This is a genomic window from Aerosakkonema funiforme FACHB-1375 (assembly GCF_014696265.1).
GTDB classification, from domain to species: Bacteria; Cyanobacteriota; Cyanobacteriia; order Cyanobacteriales; family Aerosakkonemataceae; genus Aerosakkonema; species Aerosakkonema funiforme_A.
The window spans coordinates 82,939-101,560 of record NZ_JACJPW010000013.1 but is presented as its reverse complement, the minus strand read 5'-3'; the positions used below and the strand labels follow the sequence as shown (position 1 = coordinate 101,560).

The 18,622-nt window shown below is 41.1% G+C and carries 9 protein-coding genes; 3 read left to right on the top strand and 6 right to left on the bottom strand.

The window, feature by feature from the left end; genetic code table 11:
- Positions 1 to 99: 99 nt before the first annotated feature.
- Positions 100 to 1,467, bottom strand: a complete 1,368-nt coding sequence (locus H6G03_RS07415) for an AAA-like domain-containing protein (RefSeq protein ID WP_190463608.1) — start codon at positions 1,465 to 1,467, stop codon at positions 100 to 102.
- A gap of 452 nt (positions 1,468 to 1,919) precedes the next feature.
- Here H6G03_RS07415 and H6G03_RS07410 point away from each other — a divergent pair, with 452 nt between their 5' ends.
- On the top strand, positions 1,920 to 3,128 hold the full coding sequence (locus H6G03_RS07410) for an HBL/NHE enterotoxin family protein (protein WP_190463605.1): 1,209 nt from the start codon (positions 1,920 to 1,922) through the stop codon (positions 3,126 to 3,128).
- Between the two features lie 219 nt (positions 3,129 to 3,347).
- Positions 3,348 to 9,266: a protein kinase domain-containing protein gene (locus H6G03_RS07405; RefSeq protein WP_190463603.1), complete on the top strand. Its 5,919-nt coding sequence runs from the start codon at positions 3,348 to 3,350 to the stop codon at positions 9,264 to 9,266.
- A 107-nt stretch (positions 9,267 to 9,373) separates the two neighbouring features.
- Here the strand turns inward: H6G03_RS07405 and H6G03_RS07400 are convergent, their stop codons facing one another.
- From H6G03_RS07400 to H6G03_RS07390, 3 genes are all read right to left on the bottom strand, one after another.
- The gene (locus H6G03_RS07400; RefSeq protein WP_190463601.1) at positions 9,374 to 9,823 is read right to left on the bottom strand and encodes a hypothetical protein; all 450 of its coding nucleotides are present in this window, start codon (positions 9,821 to 9,823) and stop codon (positions 9,374 to 9,376) included.
- 219 nt (positions 9,824 to 10,042) lie between these two features.
- Complete coding sequence (locus H6G03_RS07395; protein WP_190463599.1) at positions 10,043 to 12,625, bottom strand: AAA-like domain-containing protein; 2,583 nt, start codon at positions 12,623 to 12,625, stop codon at positions 10,043 to 10,045.
- Between the two features lie 227 nt (positions 12,626 to 12,852).
- Entirely contained in the window at positions 12,853 to 14,694 is a 1,842-nt protein-coding gene (locus H6G03_RS07390; protein ID WP_190463597.1) for an AAA-like domain-containing protein, read from the bottom strand.
- A 207-nt stretch (positions 14,695 to 14,901) separates the two neighbouring features.
- On the opposite strand from H6G03_RS07390, the gene H6G03_RS07385 reads away from it, so the two are divergent.
- Positions 14,902 to 15,189 (top strand): hypothetical protein, encoded by a 288-nt coding sequence (locus H6G03_RS07385; RefSeq protein ID WP_190463595.1) that lies wholly within the window; start codon positions 14,902 to 14,904, stop codon positions 15,187 to 15,189.
- Positions 15,190 to 15,780: 591 nt separating this feature from the next.
- Here the strand turns inward: H6G03_RS07385 and pip are convergent.
- Positions 15,781 to 16,728 (bottom strand): prolyl aminopeptidase, encoded by a 948-nt coding sequence (gene pip, locus H6G03_RS07380; RefSeq protein WP_190463593.1) that lies wholly within the window; start codon positions 16,726 to 16,728, stop codon positions 15,781 to 15,783.
- A gap of 188 nt (positions 16,729 to 16,916) precedes the next feature.
- Positions 16,917 to 18,539, bottom strand: coding sequence for a cyclic peptide export ABC transporter (locus H6G03_RS07375; RefSeq protein ID WP_190463591.1), 1,623 nt, complete (start codon positions 18,537 to 18,539; stop codon positions 16,917 to 16,919).
- Positions 18,540 to 18,622 lie beyond the last annotated feature (83 nt).

Here is an 18,622-nt window from a genome sequence, read left to right as displayed (position 1 = left end):
GCTAAGGAGAGGTTAATCCTCTCATCGTAAATCCAAAATCTAAAATCGAGTGACAAGTTAGCGTTGCTTTATTTTCAACAGTCTTCCTGAAAAATCCGATCAACTGTTACTGAAGCGATCGCCAAAATACTGCCTGTACAACTCGCAACTCACCGTCGCTTGATTGCCTTGTAAATTTACCAATCCCATACTTTGCAACTTAAATGCCTCCACAAAATCCAACTCCACAGGTGTGTTGCTGTTGACAACTCGCACAAAAGCTGATAGTAAATCTGGCTCTTGTTGTAAGTTCCACAGCTCTCGTTGTAGGCGATCGCCATAAATTCCCGTTGAGATACCAGAGGTTTGCAAAACTTGCTCTAGAGTAACATCCCCGTGCCCGATATGATAAAGCGCTAATCGTACTAAATAGGGATTGCCGTTTACGAAAGCTGTCAGTTGTTTGGCATCTTCGGCTGACCAATCCAGTCCTTGCCGTTTGGCCAAATCCTGCACTTGCTCGCTGTTAAATGGGGGTAGTTCGATCGGCAGTCCTACATTAAAAGGCGATTTATTGGCAGTCAGCGAGATATACATCTGAGTGGAGTGTACCGCAACTAAACGCAGTTTTCGCCAAATTTCCCGATTTTTGGCTTCCTCGTGCCAAGTTCGCAAAAGTCCGAAAAAGTCGCTCGCTAAGTTGGGATAAGCAAACAAGCGATCGATATCGTCCAAAGCTAACACTATCGGTTTGGTTGTTGATGGTAGCAAATACTGCTCGAAGTACATCTTGCAACTAACCTGACTGCCAAAAAGCTCATCCCAATAATCCGCGATTTGATTGCGAAGTTGCAAACCCAAACCGACGTTAGCGCAGAACCACCGCAAGAATTTATCCAAATCTTGAAAAATCTCTCTATCCGCTATCTGAAAATCGATCGTAATTGTCCGATAACCTTGCTCGGCAGCTTTCTGAAGAATCCGCGCCATCAGGGAAGATTTCCCCATTCGCCGGGGAGCTTGGATGCGAATCAGCGCTCCCGGTTGCAAAACTGCCTTGTAACACTCAGATTCGATTGAATCGCGCTCCACATAAAAAGGCGAATTGAGGGGAACTTGACCCCCCGGTAATTCCGGCTCCATGTCTTTTTCTTCTTTTTCTTGTGGTTGTGGGATTTCCGGTTCTTCCACTTCCTCACCTTGCGGAAACACCCAGGAATAATCATTTGACTCCAGAACCAGATTAAAAGCGCTGAAGCACCTTTTCAGGGTGCTGCGATCGACCCCTACCTCGCGAGCGTAGATCTTCATCACGGTATTGATGGCTAACCGCGTGCGAGCGCTCATTTGTTCCAAAGTATACCGATTGCCGCTGTTGTCCTCGAATTCTGACTCGGCTTTAGCTGCTTCTAACTTCTGCAATCCTTGTAGGGTAAGGATTACACCGCGTTTGCGCTTTTCTTTATGTTGGTGTTGCAAGACTATCATGCGATTTCACTCAATTTCCCAAGATAAGCAAAATTTTAGCAAGTTAAGGGGCTCAACTTTCACGCTCCCAAAAAGTTAAAAATAGCCAAAACCCAAGCCAGGAGGTAGTTTGGTTAACTAATTCGGGCAAATCCTAACTTGCGATCTTAACTTGCGATCTTAAATAGCAAAAGTTGAGTGGTGCAATCCAGTTAGGTGGTGCAAACTAAATACAGTGTTTTCACTGAAGCAATCGCAGCCAGCGAGAAAAAAATTGACTCGCTGGCTGGAAGGAACGAGTGTGCGATCGCACAGAGGTCTATTGTTGAGCTTAAGCGAAGACAGTGCAACAACATACCTAGAAATCTGTTTCTGTCTTGTAACACTTGCGTCAGCTCTAACTTTATAGCCACTTTTAAAAGAATCAGACACATCGTATCTTCTCTAAATTGAATTGAAAAAGGGTAATCGCAATGACTTTATCGAGAACAATCAATCCATCAAAAGTAGCTAAAAACCTCCTCGTACCCAGATACATAAAGGACGATATCTCAAAAACAAGCGGCGCTCTGCTATTAATGCAAACATACGCCACACGGATACTCCAACAATCGGAATTAAACTTGAATTTGCACGATTGCCAAGCAATTGCTAGCGATTTAAATTTTGATCGAGAATTATGCGATCGGCACGCCAATCATATTTTAAATTCCCTGACACCTTCTCTTATTTCAGGGATCTCAGATATTGATAATTATGCCCAATTATTTCAAGATTTTTATCTAAAATTTCTTGAGATAGCTCCCAAAATTGACAAACAAAACGATGCCTTTTTTCGCCTAATCGCTTTATTAGATCGATTAGAAATGGAAGCAAAAAGAAGAAAAGATACGGCTCAGAAGATGGTGCAAGCATTACATAATTTTAATGCTAAAATTAAGAGTGATAAAGATAATTTTTCTGGTGAATTGGAAAGATTAAACCAAAAGGTCACCAATCCCATCGAAGTAGTTGACAACCTTGCCGATACAAGCAAAGCTCTTCAACAAGAAATACAGAAAAAGATTACTGGCGTTCTCGCAGCATCATTGTTGATTATTAGCGGTGCGGGGGTAATTGGATTTGAGTGTCTTAGCGCTCTTTCCTCAAACACGACGGCAATCTCAATTATCCTGAGTGGGATATCGGTAATTATTGCCGGATCGGGAGCATTAATTCATATCGGTAGCTCTCTCGTAGATTATGGTAAGAAACTGCGGACAAATTCCCAACAAAATACAGGGATATACACAGATATTGCCTCAGCAAACAGTCTAGCAGAGGATTTTGATTCATTGTGCGAAACCACAAATTACATACTAGAATCTCACAAGTCCCTCAGTCTAGAATGGTCATCGATCGTTACTGGTATTAGGAGATTTAAACAAGAAATAATTCGCGCATACGAGCCGTCAAAAATTGCCCACCTAGAAGACTATTTAAACTTTGCTAGTAGAGAGTGGCATATCATCAGCCAAAGAGCGCAAAAAATGCTATTCCGCGTTGCCTATCTCAAGCCAGAAGAGGTAAATCAGGTGCTAAATTTAGCAAATCAAAATATCAGTTCGATCGATTCGATCGGAAATCCCGAATTTGCTGCTGAAAATGTTCTATCTTCTTTTGCTTATAAACAAGCCAGATAAAGTTTCTTAGCCAACATAATTTTATCTATTTTTAGGTAAAATTAGACAATTTATCGCCCAACATAAAAATAAGGCAAATTAAGAAGTTTTCAATCTTCTTTAAAATGGCGATCGCATAGCTCACCGTCTCCGTTTCGCATCTGCTCAAGTACGCTGTCAAATTCAAACTGATGAACAAAGATTTGAAGCTTTTGCCTACACCAAAATCGGTACTAAACTATGCTTTATATTCCTGGTTATCAAGTCATATCAAAAATTTATCAAGGTATACACACGATCGTTTATCAAGCACTGCGAGAGTCAGACGGACAGCCTGTAATTCTCAAGATGCTCGCGAGCGAACATCCCAGGATAGAACAAGTTACCCGCTTAAGACAAGAGTATAAAATCACCAAAGATTTAAACATCAAAGGTATTGTTAAAGCTCTAGAAATAAAAGAATTTGGCAATAAATTTGTATTGGTTCTCGAATATTTCCAAGGCGTCTCAATTCGGGAGATAATTTATTTGCGATCGCTTCATATCAAAGAAATTTTAGAAATCGGGATTAAATTAGCATCAACGCTAGCCGAACTGCATAAAAATCAGATCGTTCACAAAGACATTAAACCGCACAATATTCTGATAAATTTGCCAACAAAGCAAGTAAAGCTCAACGATTTTGGCATTGCTAGCAGCCTATCAAAAGAAACCCAAAATAACAGCCATCCCAATCAACTCTCCGGCACTCTTGCTTATATGCCACCGGAACAAACCGGTCGGATGAATCGTAGCATTGATTATCGCAGCGATTTTTATTCTTTAGGTGCCACTTTTTATGAAATGCTCACAGGAGAACTACCATTTAAAACCACTGACGCTCTCGAATTAATTCACTGCCATATTGCAGTTCAACCAGTACCGCCAGTAGAGATAAATAGCCGCATACCTCAAGTCGTTTCTGACATTGTAATGAAATTGATGGCAAAAACCGCCGAAGACCGCTACCAAAGCGCAGAAGGTCTGAAAGTAGACTTAGAAAATTGTTTGGATCGGCTAGAAAAGACAGGGAAAATTGAATATTTCACCATCGGTAGAGAAGACTTATCCAGCCAATTACTTATCCCCCAAAAACTGTACGGTCGGCAGGCGGAAGTTGAGCAACTTTTAGCATCTTTCGTTCGCGTAGCGTGTCCGGAGGACAATCCCATTTCCAACGGCAATGCAGAAATCATACTGGTAACAGGTTATTCCGGAATCGGCAAATCTGCTTTAGTCAATGAAATCCACAAAGCTATTGTGAGACAGCGCGGCTATTTTATCTCTGGTAAATACGATCAATTCAAGCGCAATATTCCTTATGCTGCTTTAATTGAAGCTTTTACCGAACTCATCCGGTTGCTCTTAACAGAAAGTCAATCAGAAATAGAAAATTGGAAACAAAACATTCTCGCTGCATTAGGAGAGCAAGGCAGGATTGTCACCGCAGTTATTCCCGAACTGGAATTAATTATTGGCGAACAGCCAGAAGTACCGGAATTGGGGTTAACCGAATCGCAAAATCGATTTCATCGCGTGTTCAAGCAATTCATTTATGTTTTTACCCAAAAATCCCATCCTTTAGTTATTTTTTTGGACGATTTACAGTGGGTAGATTCTGCATCGCTCAATTTAATTTACCTGCTGATGACCGATCCCGATACTCAATACTTGCTGCTGATCGGTGCTTACCGAGATAGCGAAGTAAGCGCCACTCATCCCTTAATCGATACATTAGATAAAATTCGAGAAACTAGCGATTATTTAACGACAATTACCCTAAAACCACTGAAAATCGATGATTACAAGCAATTAATTGCCGATACTTTTGCCAAAACAGATTCTAGACAAAGAGTCACAATTTTAGCCGAGCTTTTGTACAGTAAAACTCAAGGTAATCCCTTCTTTTTAATTCAATTACTCAAAAATCTTTATCAAGAAAAGCTGATTGTCTATAACTTTAATAAGCGGCAGTGGGAGTGGGATATTGAAGAAATTCAAGCAATTGGGATTACTGATAAAACGGTGATTGAGTTAATCACCAGCCAGATTGAAAAACTGCCAGAAAGTAGCCAAAAAGTATCAAAATTGGCTGCTTGTCTCGGCAATCGCTTTAGTTTAGATGTGCTGGCGATCGTCAATGAAGAATCTCCTTTAATTACCTCAGCACTACTTTGGTCAGCACTGCAAGCAGGGTTAATTTTGCCGTTAAATGATGCTTACAAAATACCATTGTTTTTCGTGCCTGAAATATCGGATAACGAACAACTTGATGATATCGTTTTCAATGCTGGTAATTCTTTGCACATACCCTATAAATTTTTGCACGATCGCGTCCAGCAAGCAGCTTATTCTCTAATTCCAGAAACAGAAAAAAAATCTACTCATTTCCAGATCGGTCAACTCTTACTAAAACATACTACGCCAGAACAACAAAAAGAAAATATTTTCGCACTGGTAAATCAACTTAATTTCGGAGTCGATTTAATTACCGAAGAATCAGAAAAATGCGAACTAGCTCATCTTAATTATGTCGCTGCTGAAAAAGCTAAAGCCGCAACTGCTTACGAAGCCGCACTTAGGTACTTGAATGTTGCTTTGGAACTTTTAGCTGCCGATTGTTGGGAAAATTGCTACGACTTGAGCTTGACAATTTATGAGTCAGCCATAGAAGCGCAATACCTTAACACCCACTTTGAAGAAGCGGAAAACTTAGCCAAAATAGTTTTATTGCAAGCCAAAAGTTTGCTCGATAAAGTTAAAATTTACTACAAATTAATTGAGTTGTATTATTATCAAAATAAAATGCTCCAAGCTAGAGACACAGGCTTGGAAGTTTTAGCAATGCTAGGAGTTACTCTGGACAATCAACTAAAAACTGAAAAAAACTTACCAGACATTCTTTACGAGCGATTAAACCGAAAAATTAAGCATATTCAAGATTTACAAAATCTCCCGTTAATGACAGATCTAGATAAAATGGCGGCAGTCCGAATTTTATGTGCGATCGCTATTCCAGTTAATGTGACATCTCCCCATCTTTATTTATTAGTTATTTTTAAAATGGTAGAGCTATGTATTGAATATGGCAACTCTCCTTTAGCTCCACTGGTATATGCAGAATATGCCAAACTTATGAGTGCAGTATTGTTTAATTTTAACGATGGATACCAATTTGGGCAACTAAGCGTAAAACTGTTGGATCGATTTAATGCTAAAGAGCTAAAATCTAAAGTTTATTTATTATTTAATACAATGGTAAGGCACTGGAAAGAACCATTTCTCGAAATGCTAGAGCCTCTACTTGAAGGAATTCAAAGCGGTCTAGAAACTGGAGATATAGATTATACCTGCTACTCTACCCTTCACTATTGTACCTTTTCTTTGTTTGGTGGTTTAAATTTAGAATTAGTCGAAGAAAGATGCTCTAAATACATTGAATTAGTGAGCAGTTTTAAACAAAATAGTACCTCGATCGCACTAAAAATATGGAAACAATTTGTATTAAACCTAAGAGGAGGCGCGATCGATAACTATATTTTGATTGGGGATGCTTTAAATGAAGAAGAAACTTTGCTATATTTACAAGCAACTCATAATGATAGCTTGCTAGCCATTCTCTACATAGCTAAAACAATTATTTTGTATTTATTTAAACAATATGACGGAGCCGTTACTAATGCCGCATTAGCAAAACAGCACATCTCCTCTGTTGGTGGCACCCACTACGTTTCCGAACTCAATTTTTACCAATCTCTGGCTATCTTAGCACAATACCCGCAAACAAATACCCAACTGGAAATTATGGAAGAAAACCAAAAAATGTTAGAAAATTGGGCATCTTTTGCTCCCTGTAACTTTCAGCATAAATACGATCTAGTAGAAGCAGAGAAAGCCAAAGCTTTGGGGCAAAATGAAAAAGCAATGGATTTGTATGAAAGAGCAATCCACGGCGCTATCAAACAAGGATATGTGCAAGAAGAAGCTTTAGCTTGCGAACTAGCCGCAGAGTTTCATTTGGGACTTGGTAGGCAAAAAATTGCTAAAACTTACATGACTGATGCTTACTATGCCTATATGCGCTGGGGTGCGGTGGCAAAACTTAAAGATTTGGAATCAAGATATCCAGATCTAATTTACCGCACAGAAGCTCCCAATTTAAACTTGATGCAATCCAGCAACCAATTTTCGACAGTATCGACTGCAACTACTGTTAATAATTCCACAGATTCAATGCTGGATTTGGCTACAGTGGTAAAAGCAACGCAAGCAATATCGGGAGAAATCCAGTTAGATAAACTACTGGCTTCTTTAATCAAAATTTCAATAGAGAATGCCGGCGCTAGAAAAGGATTCTTACTTTTGCCTAAAGGTAAAAAAATAGCGATCGAAGCTGTTGCATCCGTAGATACAGAAGAAGTTGTTGTACGGCAATCTATGCCATTGGAATCTAACCAAAATTTGCCATTAACAGTAATAAACTATGTGTTGAGAACCAAATCAAATGTAGTTTTAAGCGATGCTAGCACGCAAGGAAGATTTACCAGCGATTCTTATATTGTAAGGCACAAAACTAAATCTATCTTATGCCAGCCTATTTTTAATCAAGGCAAATTTATCGCTATTCTTTACTTAGAAAACGATCTGATTGTCGGTGCTTTTACTTTAGACAGGTTGAAGATATTAAACATAATTTCTACTCAAGCTGCTATTTCATTAGAAAATGCAATACTTTACGAAAATTTAGCCACAGCCAATCGGCAATTAGAAGATTATTCCCATAAACTGGAACAGCGGGTAGAAGAGCGCACGCGGCAATTAAAAGCGAAAGAAGCTCGTCTGGCTGAGGCTGAAAGATTGGCACATTTAGGTAACTGGGAATTTGATTTGAACGCAGATAAAATTACTTGGTCTGATGAAGTATTTCGCATTTTCGGGCGTCATCCAGAGCAACTAGAACCTACTTTTTCAGAACACCAACAGTTGATTCATCCAGATGACTGGAAACTTTTAAATACTGCAATAGAGTCAGCTATTCATAAAGGAAAATCCTATGAAATAGAATTTCGGATCGTCCGTCCTGATTGTATCAAATATGTGGTGGGCAAAGGACAGGCTATTAAAAACTATGAAGGTAAAACGATTAAGCTGTTTGGCGCTATACAGGATATCACCGATCGCAAATTAGCAGAAGAAGCTTTGCGTCAATCGGAAACGCAGTTAAGAGAGCAAGCCCATCAATTACATCTGACTTTGCACTCGCTACAACAAACTCAAGCTCAACTAATTCAAAGTGAAAAAATGTCTGGTTTGGGGCAGATGGTAGCGGGAATTGCCCATGAGATTAACAACCCGATTAATTTCATTTACGGCAACGTTGAATATACTTGTAATTACATTCAAAATCTGCTAGATTTGATTCAGATATATCAGGAAGAATACCCAAATCCAACAGCGAAAGTAAAAAAAATTACCGAAGAAATAGAGTTAGACTTTATCAGAGAAGATTTGCCAAAAATTCTCACTTCCATGAGTCTGGGGGCATTACGCATCAGCGAAATAGTGCGATCGCTCAGGAATTTTTCTCGCCTCGATGAAAGCGCCGCCAAACAAGTAGACATTCATTCCGGTATCGATAGTACGCTGCTGCTTTTACAGCATCGTCTGCATTCTCCGACTTGCACCAAGGAAGAAGGACAAGGAAAAATTCTCGAAATTGAAGTTAATAAAGAGTACGGGCAGTTGCCTTTAATCAATTGTTACCCAGGCGAATTAAACCAAGTGTTTATGAATCTGCTCAATAATTCTATTGATGCTTTGGTGGAAGGATATAAGAAAGGATACAGTCAACAGCCAACAATTTCGATTCGGACTTATCAGATTAATTCAGAACGCATAGCTATAGCGATCGCAGATAACGGTATCGGCATGAATCAACCAATCCTCTCTAAAATATTCGAGCCTTTTTTTACCACTAAACCCGTAGGTTCGGGTACGGGTTTGGGGTTGTTTATTTCCTACCAGATTGTAGTCGAAAAACATGGTGGCCAGTTAAATTGTAATTCCGAACTGGGCAAGGGGACAGAATTTGTAATTGAAATTCCCATCCATCGATTTTAAATTTTAGGTAAGCATTTTGTGCTGTTTTTTTGATACTAAAATAAGCCAACCGATGTACATTGAACATATTTCAACGTACATCGATATTTCAAATTAGTAACTATTTTTTACTTGCCAAAAGCATCTTTGATGCCATCAATAGCACTTTCCAAAGCATTCTTCGTGTTGTCTATTGCTTCTTGAGTGCGAGCGGAGTCTTCATTTGCGCGTTTCTCAATTCGATCTGCATCTCTCTTAGCTTTGCGCTCGATGAAATTACCATCGCTGCCGGTTGCTTGCTCAACGCGACTGGCATTTTTATTTGCCGTTTTCTTAACTTGCTCTGCCGCATCTCGGACAAAATTTTTGGTTCGTCCAGCGTCTTCACTGGCTTTTCCTTGAGCCTGACTGCCCACATCTGCTGATGCGATCGCGTTTGTAAGAGGTGCAGCCATTGCTGGGCTGTTCGAGAAGAATGCTCCTACCCAAAAGAAGGCGATCGCCGATACGCAAAACAGAGCCGTAGCCATCCACCGTCCTACAGTTGATAGCCGTTTTGTCACAAAATTCAGTTTCATTGAATACAAACTCCATGAGATTTAATATCCTATTCGTACCCGATCTGGCTCATCATTTAAACCGCTCTCTAGAAGGAGTTTCTCTGGCGGGAATTATGACATTAGCTCCTTCTTTTGGTAGATAGATTAATTGGACATCTCCTTGTCTATAATGTACAGATGTTGTACGCAACCTCTCGACATTCTCTACAGAGGTTGCGAAGGCGATCGCAAATCGAGTTAAATAAGATTGCGTTCTATAAAAGACAAATCCAATCCACCAAAATTGGTTACCAAGGCTACATTTAAATTTTCCAGAGATTTGACCAGCCACAATATTTCATTTACAGTTTTAGATTCATAGTAATTAAACAAAAGCGAAAAGCGCTTTTCTAGATGCGGCTTAACTTTGCTGGAAAGTAAGACGATTTTGAGCAACAAACCGATTGTGCGGAGGGTGCCCATATTAGAAATCATGTCAATAAAAAGATAATAATTGGAGTGTTGGGGACTTTCTACCAAAAAGTTGAATAGTTGGCTGCAAGTCCGCATCAATAAGAATTCATCTAATTTTTGGTTATCGTTTTCGGGAAATGTATTTTTTAATTGCTTGTACAAGCGATCGTTAAATTGGTGCTTGCCGTATTTCGTCTCGATAGAAGCAATCAGGTATTCGTATAGATCGGCTTTAAATGCTCGGTAAGATTTCGCCCTCGCTACACGAGTTAGGAAAACAGTTGCCAAGTCTCGGTATGTGTAAGATTCTTCGACTTTGCCGACAAATTCATTAATAGCCGAATACAATTCTCCATCGCTTAGTAAAGTGGGATTGGCGAGAGAAATTTCTGTTTCTTGTATTGATGATGCAGAATAATTAATTTGCCTTCGCCCAATCAAATAAGGCATATATTGGGCAAAATTTAACTCATATTCGCGCTGCTTTTGACGTTGGATTTCTCGAATTGTTTGTCTGTGTTCGTAAGAGTTATTTTCAGGTAGCAAATAATGAGTATACAAATAAGGATATCGGCAAATTAATTGACCTAAAGAAGTATTGACTTCTGCCATATTTAGAGGCAGAGTAGGCTCTACAACTTGTGCCAAACGTTGTAGAGTTTGATACTCTTCACTGGCAGTGAAATGTAATAGCAACTCTTGCAAGCGCTTGACTAAGTGAGAACGAGATGCTAAGTAAATAAAACGGGAAGAAGAATTTTTAAACAAAGCCACTAAGTCAGCGATCGCACTTTGTTTGTGCGAGTGCAACTGCCAACGATTGATGAGGATATGGCAGCAACGGTTGAGCAAATTGATAAATTCTTGTTCGTTACCTAAAAAAGCAATAATTCTGTATAGAGCCGCTTCAATTTCCGGATCGGGATAACCCATCCCGTCGATAAACAACTTGCGAAAACGCTCAATTAACTTCGTCGGTGACTCTTTTTGTACTAAGTAGAGAAAGTGATCGTATAAAAATTGAGCATCGTTGTTTGTAGAGCGATTCTCATCATATCTAGAATAATTATTTTGTTTAATTGTGAATAAGATATTTTTCTGGCTGGCATTCAAAAAATCATAGTCCTGAGAAGTTAATGTTTTATCTGCTGCCCACGCTAAAGCTGCCTGTAATTTTTCTCCTCGCAACAATCGCGATTCATCTAAACGACCTGAAACTAACCAAGCTTCAAAATCTGCTTTGTAAGGTCGTCGTTCGGCTAATTTTTGTTGAACCCAACCAGAGTTAAAAATTAACTTGTAAATGTTATTATAAACCCTTAACTTGCCTTGCTGTTTGACTACCAAACCACTCAGGCGCAAATCCATTTCTTCGGGAGTGTCATTAGCTGGAATTTCCCCTGCGAGCAAAATTCGCTGGTATAAAGCTAAAAGTTTACTGCTGTTGGGGTCGCGCCCCAAGAGGCGATCGCGTATCGTCCGCAAATGCTCTGGTTCGTCTTGGGCTTCCCAATTTTCGATTATACAGCTTTTCACCAGATTTTCGATCGCCTCTGCTTCCTCACCTTCACGAATAAAATTTAAAGAGGAGATCGCCATTTTACAAAGCTTTTGAGTGAGGAAAGGTTTGCCACCCGTCCAATCTAAAATTTCTTTAAGCACTGCCTTGGGATTGTCGGCTTTCGGGTCTAATCCGGCGGCTAAAGCAAAGCATTCGTGCAGTTGAAAGCCAGTCAGACGAATCGCTTGACCGATATTAAAAGGCGTGCGACTTCTATCTTGAATTAATTCTGAAGGAGTCGCTACTCCTAAGAGCGCCCATGTCAGGCGTTTGTATTCGGGATGATAGTTACGCTTTTCAAGACAGGAACGAATTAAAGCAAAAAAATCATCTACTTTGAAATTGAGACTGAGAACGCTGTCTATTTCATCGACAAAGATGGCAATTTTTTGAGGAATTTCTTTTAGGAGTATTTCGCAGATAAATTCGCTCAAGCGTTGAACGGGAGAGAGAAATTCGCGATCGCACCACCAAGCGCCAAGATCGACTTTATCTAAAAGGTTGAAACTATTTGCCAAGGTGTAGGTAATGCCTGCGTACCACTGATCGGGAGAGATATTCTGACTGCCGATCGCTGTCAGGTCAACTACAGCACAAACAACACCATTTGCTGCAAGGCGTCGCACCATCTGCACCCGCAAGCTAGATTTGCCCATCTGTCGCGAGTTGAGGACGTAGCAGAACTCTCCCGCCATCATGTGTTTGTAGAAATCGAAGTCCGCCTGTCTGGTGACGTAGGTAGGTGCATCCAGGGGCAAGCTACCGCCAACTTGGTAATCATAAGCTAAGTTCGGGTCTGCTTTCATTCTGCACCTTGCGATCGGACTTCCTGCAAAAGTAGGATTTTTTTGACTGACTACTACTATTTATGTCTTTTGTTTTAGGGATTGTGCAAGAGGTCTCCCAATGCCAGGATTTTGGAAGAGCTGAGCAACGATCGGACAAAGCTTAGAATTTGGAAAAATTTTTTAACGATCGCCCTTCAAATCGGAGGCTTGAAACCCCTTTTTCTCGGTCTATTTTTGCGAGGCGTTCAGGATAGGCGAACTCGGAAATAATAACGGTATAAATTGCAGCGCGGTGTGACTTGATTGCCTTGCAGATAGACAAGCCCCATACTGTGCAGCTTAAATCCCTGTAGAGACTCTAATTGTACGGGAACATCAGCATCGACTACTTTTTTGAGAGCGGCTGCTAAGTCGGGATATTGTTCTAAATGCCACAAGTGGCGTCGCAAATGGTCGCTGTAAAGTCCGGCGTCGGTGGGTGCTGTTTCGAGAAGTTGTTCGATCGCAATTTCTTTTCGAGCAATGTGATAAAGAGCCAACCGCACTAAATAAGGATGTCCGCCTACCATTGCCATTAGTTGTTCAACTTCAAAAACACTCCAAGGCAATCCGTGTCTGAAGGCAAGTTCTCGTACCTGTTGAGCGTTAAATTCCGGTAATTCTATCGGTAACCCCACATTAAATGGAGATTGATTGATATCCATCGGCACATAAACTTCTGTAGAATGAACTACTACCAAACGCAGTTTTTTCCAGATTTCTCGATTTTTAGCTTCTTCGTGCCATGCCCGCAATAATGCAAAAAAATCAGCGGCTAATTCGGGATATCTAAATATCACATCAACTTCATCTAAACCCAAGGCTAAAGGGCTGGTATCGTGGGTGAGTAAATAGCGTTCAAAGTAAGATTTGCAGGCGACTTTGCTGCCAAAAATGCTGTTCCAATACTCGGTCAACCGATCTGGTAAATCTAATTGTAGAGCAACGTTGGCACAAAACCAGCGCAAGAAAAGGTCTAAATCTGTGAAAATTTTACTATCGGCTAATTGAAAGCTTAAAGGTACGGTACGGTAGCCTTGTTGGGATGCACGATGCAGAATTCTTGCCATTAGGGAGGTTTTACCCATTTGCCGCGCTGCTTTGATGCGAATTAACGAGCCTGGTTTGACGATCGCTTCGTAACATCGCTCGTCAATGCCCGTTCTTTCCACATAAAATGCAGAAGCAAGTTCTACTTGTCCTCTGGGTAATTCCGGTTCTGCAACTGGTTGGGGTGGATAATTCGGGGTAGCTGCGTGTTGGGTGGGAAATTGATAGTTGAAAATTGGCGATCGATAATTGGTAAAGTTTCCCTGTTCGGATTCTTCACCTAATGCTAATAACTTTAAAACGGTTTGAATAATGATGTTTGTATCGTCGGGCGATCGCCATTCGTAGTGGGGTATTCCTTGCAGATAACCGCGCAAGTCGTGGTTGAGCAAACTGAAAGGACAGTTAATATAAATGGGGACGATAATCGGTTTGCGATCGTCTGTCGAAGTGTACCTTGTCTTCGCCAATCTCACTTCTTCCGTCACCATTTCGCTGGAAGCCGAAAGCGGCGACAATAGCAGCAGCAAGCAATCGCAACTATTAAGTGCTGTATAGATTTGCTGTAGCCCGTTTCTAGCCATTCGCAAACTGCCCGTAGCCAAAAAAACTTGGTAGCCGTTCTTTTTCAAGGCAGCATCTAACTTAGTCATCAGCATCATATCTGGGTCGTTTCCCCGATAGGAACTGAGCAAGACAGATGTGGAATTTTTGATATTTTGATGCTTTTCTTTAAATAAATCCGGTCTGTATTTAGCAATTATAGAAATCAGTTCGGCGCGGTGTGAGGAACCGGGTTCTTCTGGGTCGTTCAAACCAAACGCCTTGCAGATATTTTCAATATGTTTTCTGACTGTATCTTTGGTGATGTGCAGTTCGGCGGCGATGGAAGCATCTTTTTCGCCAGCCAGAACTTTTTGCAATACTTCATACTGTCTATCGGTTAGACTGGCAAAGGCTTTGGCGAATTCGGCTGGATTTGCGATCGCTAACTTCATACACAGAACGGGAAAATTGTCGGCATATTTTCTAGTTGTAGTTCATCCGCTGGCAAAGCGCAGCAAACGTGTAGGCACTTTCACAGGTGTGTATTGCACCAAAGGTAGTGCCGATCGCCGTGAGTCTTGACTACACATCTAAACTATCACCAAAAGCAGCCTGAAATATTTAAAACATATCAGGTTGTCTTTTTTGGGTGTTTAAAAATGAGGTTAAGTTTTTTTAGTAACAATTTTTTATCTACCTTAGCCAATAGTAGCGCAGTCGTGACGATCGTATTGACGCCAGCGGTAAATTCCAATACTTTGAATGCACAAACAAGTTTTCCAGATGCGATCGCCACAGGGTTACCAAGTGATAGTTCTTTACGAATTAGCACAGAACTTAAAACTAACATTAAGATTTTGTCGAGTTTTTTGACGAGCAATGTTTTTGCAAAAAAGCAAAAAGAACCGCCTCCACCTGTACCGACGCGATCGGGCGGAAGTCGCTAGCTAACTATACCTCGATTACTGCTACTGCTCACCCTTAAGGTGAAGCGCAAGTCCGGTCATCTAAGCTATGCTAATGTGTAGAGGCTTTCCAGCAGCGTTTAGGGAAAAAGTATGCTTCTACTATTTTTGCTTTTCATTGTCCTGTTGCTTATTTCTGCTACTCCGCTTCTAGGTAGCTTGAATATCCAATGGTCTCTAGAGATTATGCTCGGTTTATCGGCTTTTTTCCTGTTAGCAGGATGGATACTTTTTCTCTGCTTACCGCTATTTTCTTAGGTTTAGACCTTCGGAAAGTAAGTAATTTTACAGAAATGTAAACTTCGTTCGGTGTAAGTAGGTAAGTGTAAATAAACTTCCATCTGGCGGGACGCCCGATCTTTAAATAAGTTTTCAAACTTTATTTAACTGCACCTACTTACACAAAATTGAAATATATCCGTCACAACACCGTCATATGGATCGAGCAATATGGTGGTGATACAGACATCTTACTCCTCACGCAAACACATAAAGCCCAGAGCAGATCTGCTCTGGGCATTTTTCGATCGAGTTCGGATATGGTGACCTTATATCATGTCCGGTAGCAATTTTTTATAAACTGCTAAACTTGTCGGTCGCTGCAATCAAAGCGCTGCGAATTCCCGCTTCGCTCATCGAATGTCCCGCATCGGGAATAACGATAAATTCTGCTTCCGGCCAAGCTTTATGCAGTTCCCAAGCTGTTCCCATCGGACAGGGGATATCGTAGCGTCCCTGAACGATTACTGCCGGAATGTGGCGGATGCGATCGACATTCAAAAGTAACTGCCCTTCCGTTTCAAAAAATCCCTTATTAATAAAGTAATGGCACTCAATTCTGGCAAACGCCTCCGCAAATGTACTCTCACCAAATCTCTGCATTATATTTGGGTCTTGCAGAAGTGTACTTGTGCTACCTTCCCAAATTGACCAAGCACGAGCAGCTGCCATTCTCACTTGTGCATCTGCACTGGTCAAACGTTTGTAGTAAGCTGTTATCATATCGTGCCTTTCTTCGGGAGGAATTGGTTTTAGATACTCCTCCCAAGCATCGGGAAACAGATAGCTAGCTCCTTCTTGATAGAACCAACGCAACTCTTTTTGTCTCAGCATAAATATGCCGCGCAGAATTAATCCTTTGCATTTTTCCGGATGAGTTTCGCTGTATGCCAATGTCAGGGTACTTCCCCAACTGCCACCGAAAACAACCCATTTTTCAATACCTAAATGTTCGCGCAGTTTTTCAATGTCACTGACTAAACCCCAAGTGGTGTTTTCGCGCAATTCGGCATGAGGTGTACTTTTACCGCAACCGCGTTGATCGAACATCACCAACCGCCATTTTTCCGGATTGAAATATTGTCTATAAAAGGGCGGACAACCACCACCAGGCCCCCCATGCAGCAATACGATCGGCTTTCCTTCCGGGTTGCCCGATTCTTCAAAATGGATTGTATGGATGTCAGAAACTTGTAATTTTCCTTCTTTGTAAGGTTCGATGGGAGGATACAGTTCTCGCATTTACAAACTCGCTAAAATTTTTGGAAATTGGTTTATCTCTTCAATAGTATTGTATGTGAATTTGTGGGCATTGCCCACCCTACAATTTGTAATAGGACTTACGCAAAGAAACCGGGTTTCTCTGAAAAATTATAGGTCTGGCAACGATAAATCTACGAAGAAACCCGGTTTCTGGCCTCCCCCTACAATTAGTGCAAGTGTTTGTCGTATTGGAGTTTGCCGTAATCGAGTTTGATGATGCGATCGCCTTGATAAAAATATCGATCGTCGTGGCTAATAACCAACACGGTTTTACCTCTGTTTTTCAGTTCTGGCAATAGCTGAGTGTAGAAAATTTCTTTGAAAACAGGGTCTTGGTCTGACGCCCATTCATCAAATAAATAGATCGGACGGTCTTCCAAATATGCAGTCAGTAAAGCCAGACGCTTGCGTTGTCCTTGGGATAAAGCAGTGGTGGAAAGCACACCATCTTTTACCTGAACTTTATGGTCTATTTGCAGTTTTTTCAAGTAATCTATGACTTGAATTTCTAGTTCGGTGTTTGACAAACCTAACAAAGTGTCAAACAGATAAAAATCATAAAATATGACTGAAAATAACTGGCGATACCATTCTCGATTATGGTTGGTAATCGGCTTTCCGTCGATGCGAATTTCGCCTTCTTCAGGAATGTAAAGTCCGGTAATTAGTTTGGCCAGCGTCGATTTACCGCTGCCATTCCCGCCAACTAAAAACACCAGTTCTCCAGGTTGGAAAGCAAGATCGATCGGGCCGAAAATAAAATTGTGTTCTTCCTTTTCTCCGCCTCGGTAAGCGTGCGTAACTCCCACCAATTCTAAGTGCTGCCAACTTTGGTTTAAATCGTTCTGAACAATTGACTCTGAAATTGACTCGGATTCAGCGGCTAACGATAAACCTAAAGTCTCTATTTTTCTTAAAGCAACGCTAGCTCTGCTCAAATTGGGCAGCATATCCATGATATTCTTCACCGGGCCCATTAAATAAGTGAGAGTGAGAATATAGCCGGACAGAACTGGATTACTAACTGCTGTCAATCTGGGAATCACAAAAAGCAACAACCCGATCGCTATGAAAAAGAGAATTTGACCTCCATTAGAAGCAACAGAGAGAATCGTTAGGCTGACAACTTTGTAATCTCGCACAGTTCCGGCGGCTGGCTGGAGTTCGTTTGTTAAGAATGCTTGGCGGCGTTGTTGGTTCAGCTTTAATTCTTTGATCCCTTCAGTGATGGCGCGAAATTGTTTAAAAAGTCGATCTTGTTCTTCGCGAGCAAGAGTGAAGAAATAAGTGGCTTTTTTTAACAGGAATTTCACCGATACTATAGCTGCAAATATAAAGATTAACATCAGCAGTAAAGCTACCCAGTCAAGCCAGCCGAGATAGATCGCGCAGCCAACTACTATGGCAAAATCGATGCAGAGAAAGGGAATAACAAAGACTGTGTTGGAAAGCGCTTGCACATCTTCTGTCAGTGTTGCCAAAAGACGAGGCGCACCCAGTTGTTCCAAGTGACGTAAAGATGCAGATAAAATTCTGCGACTCAAGCGTATTTGCAGGTCGAAGATCACTCCTTGGGAAAGGCGGATCAACAAAAGTTGGGAAATTATACCAGCGACGAGTACTACCAGCGCCAGTGCGGCAAAACTCCAGATTTGCGTTCGATCGCCGCTGACGGTACTATTGATCGTGGCGATCAGACGAGCGCTGCAAGCGCCGCTGAGCAAACCGGTGAAGACTGCGATCGCGACAAGTCTCCAAGAAGAGCGTATAAGAAGATAGATAACGTTCATTTCAACCTGCTTGGTCTTTTTCCAGTTCCCAAAGTGCTGACGATCGCCTAGCTTCACAAATTAGTGAGACGGTCGAAGCTTCT

Bases quoted from the DNA above. Each gene is read 5' to 3' on its own strand.
- pip (WP_190463593.1), bottom strand. From the start codon at position 16,728: ATGCGAGAACTGTATCCTCCCATCGAACCTTACAAAGAAGGAAAATTA.
- H6G03_RS07415 (WP_190463608.1), bottom strand. From the start codon at position 1,467: ATGATAGTCTTGCAACACCAACATAAAGAAAAGCGCAAACGCGGTGTA.
- H6G03_RS07395 (WP_190463599.1), bottom strand. From the start codon at position 12,625: ATGAAAGCAGACCCGAACTTAGCTTATGATTACCAAGTTGGCGGTAGC.
- H6G03_RS07400 (WP_190463601.1), bottom strand. From the start codon at position 9,823: ATGAAACTGAATTTTGTGACAAAACGGCTATCAACTGTAGGACGGTGG.
- H6G03_RS07390 (WP_190463597.1), bottom strand. From the start codon at position 14,694: ATGAAGTTAGCGATCGCAAATCCAGCCGAATTCGCCAAAGCCTTTGCC.
- H6G03_RS07410 (WP_190463605.1), top strand. From the start codon at position 1,920: ATGACTTTATCGAGAACAATCAATCCATCAAAAGTAGCTAAAAACCTC.
- H6G03_RS07385 (WP_190463595.1), top strand. From the start codon at position 14,902: ATGAGGTTAAGTTTTTTTAGTAACAATTTTTTATCTACCTTAGCCAAT.
- H6G03_RS07375 (WP_190463591.1), bottom strand. From the start codon at position 18,539: ATGAACGTTATCTATCTTCTTATACGCTCTTCTTGGAGACTTGTCGCG.
- H6G03_RS07405 (WP_190463603.1), top strand. From the start codon at position 3,348: ATGCTTTATATTCCTGGTTATCAAGTCATATCAAAAATTTATCAAGGT.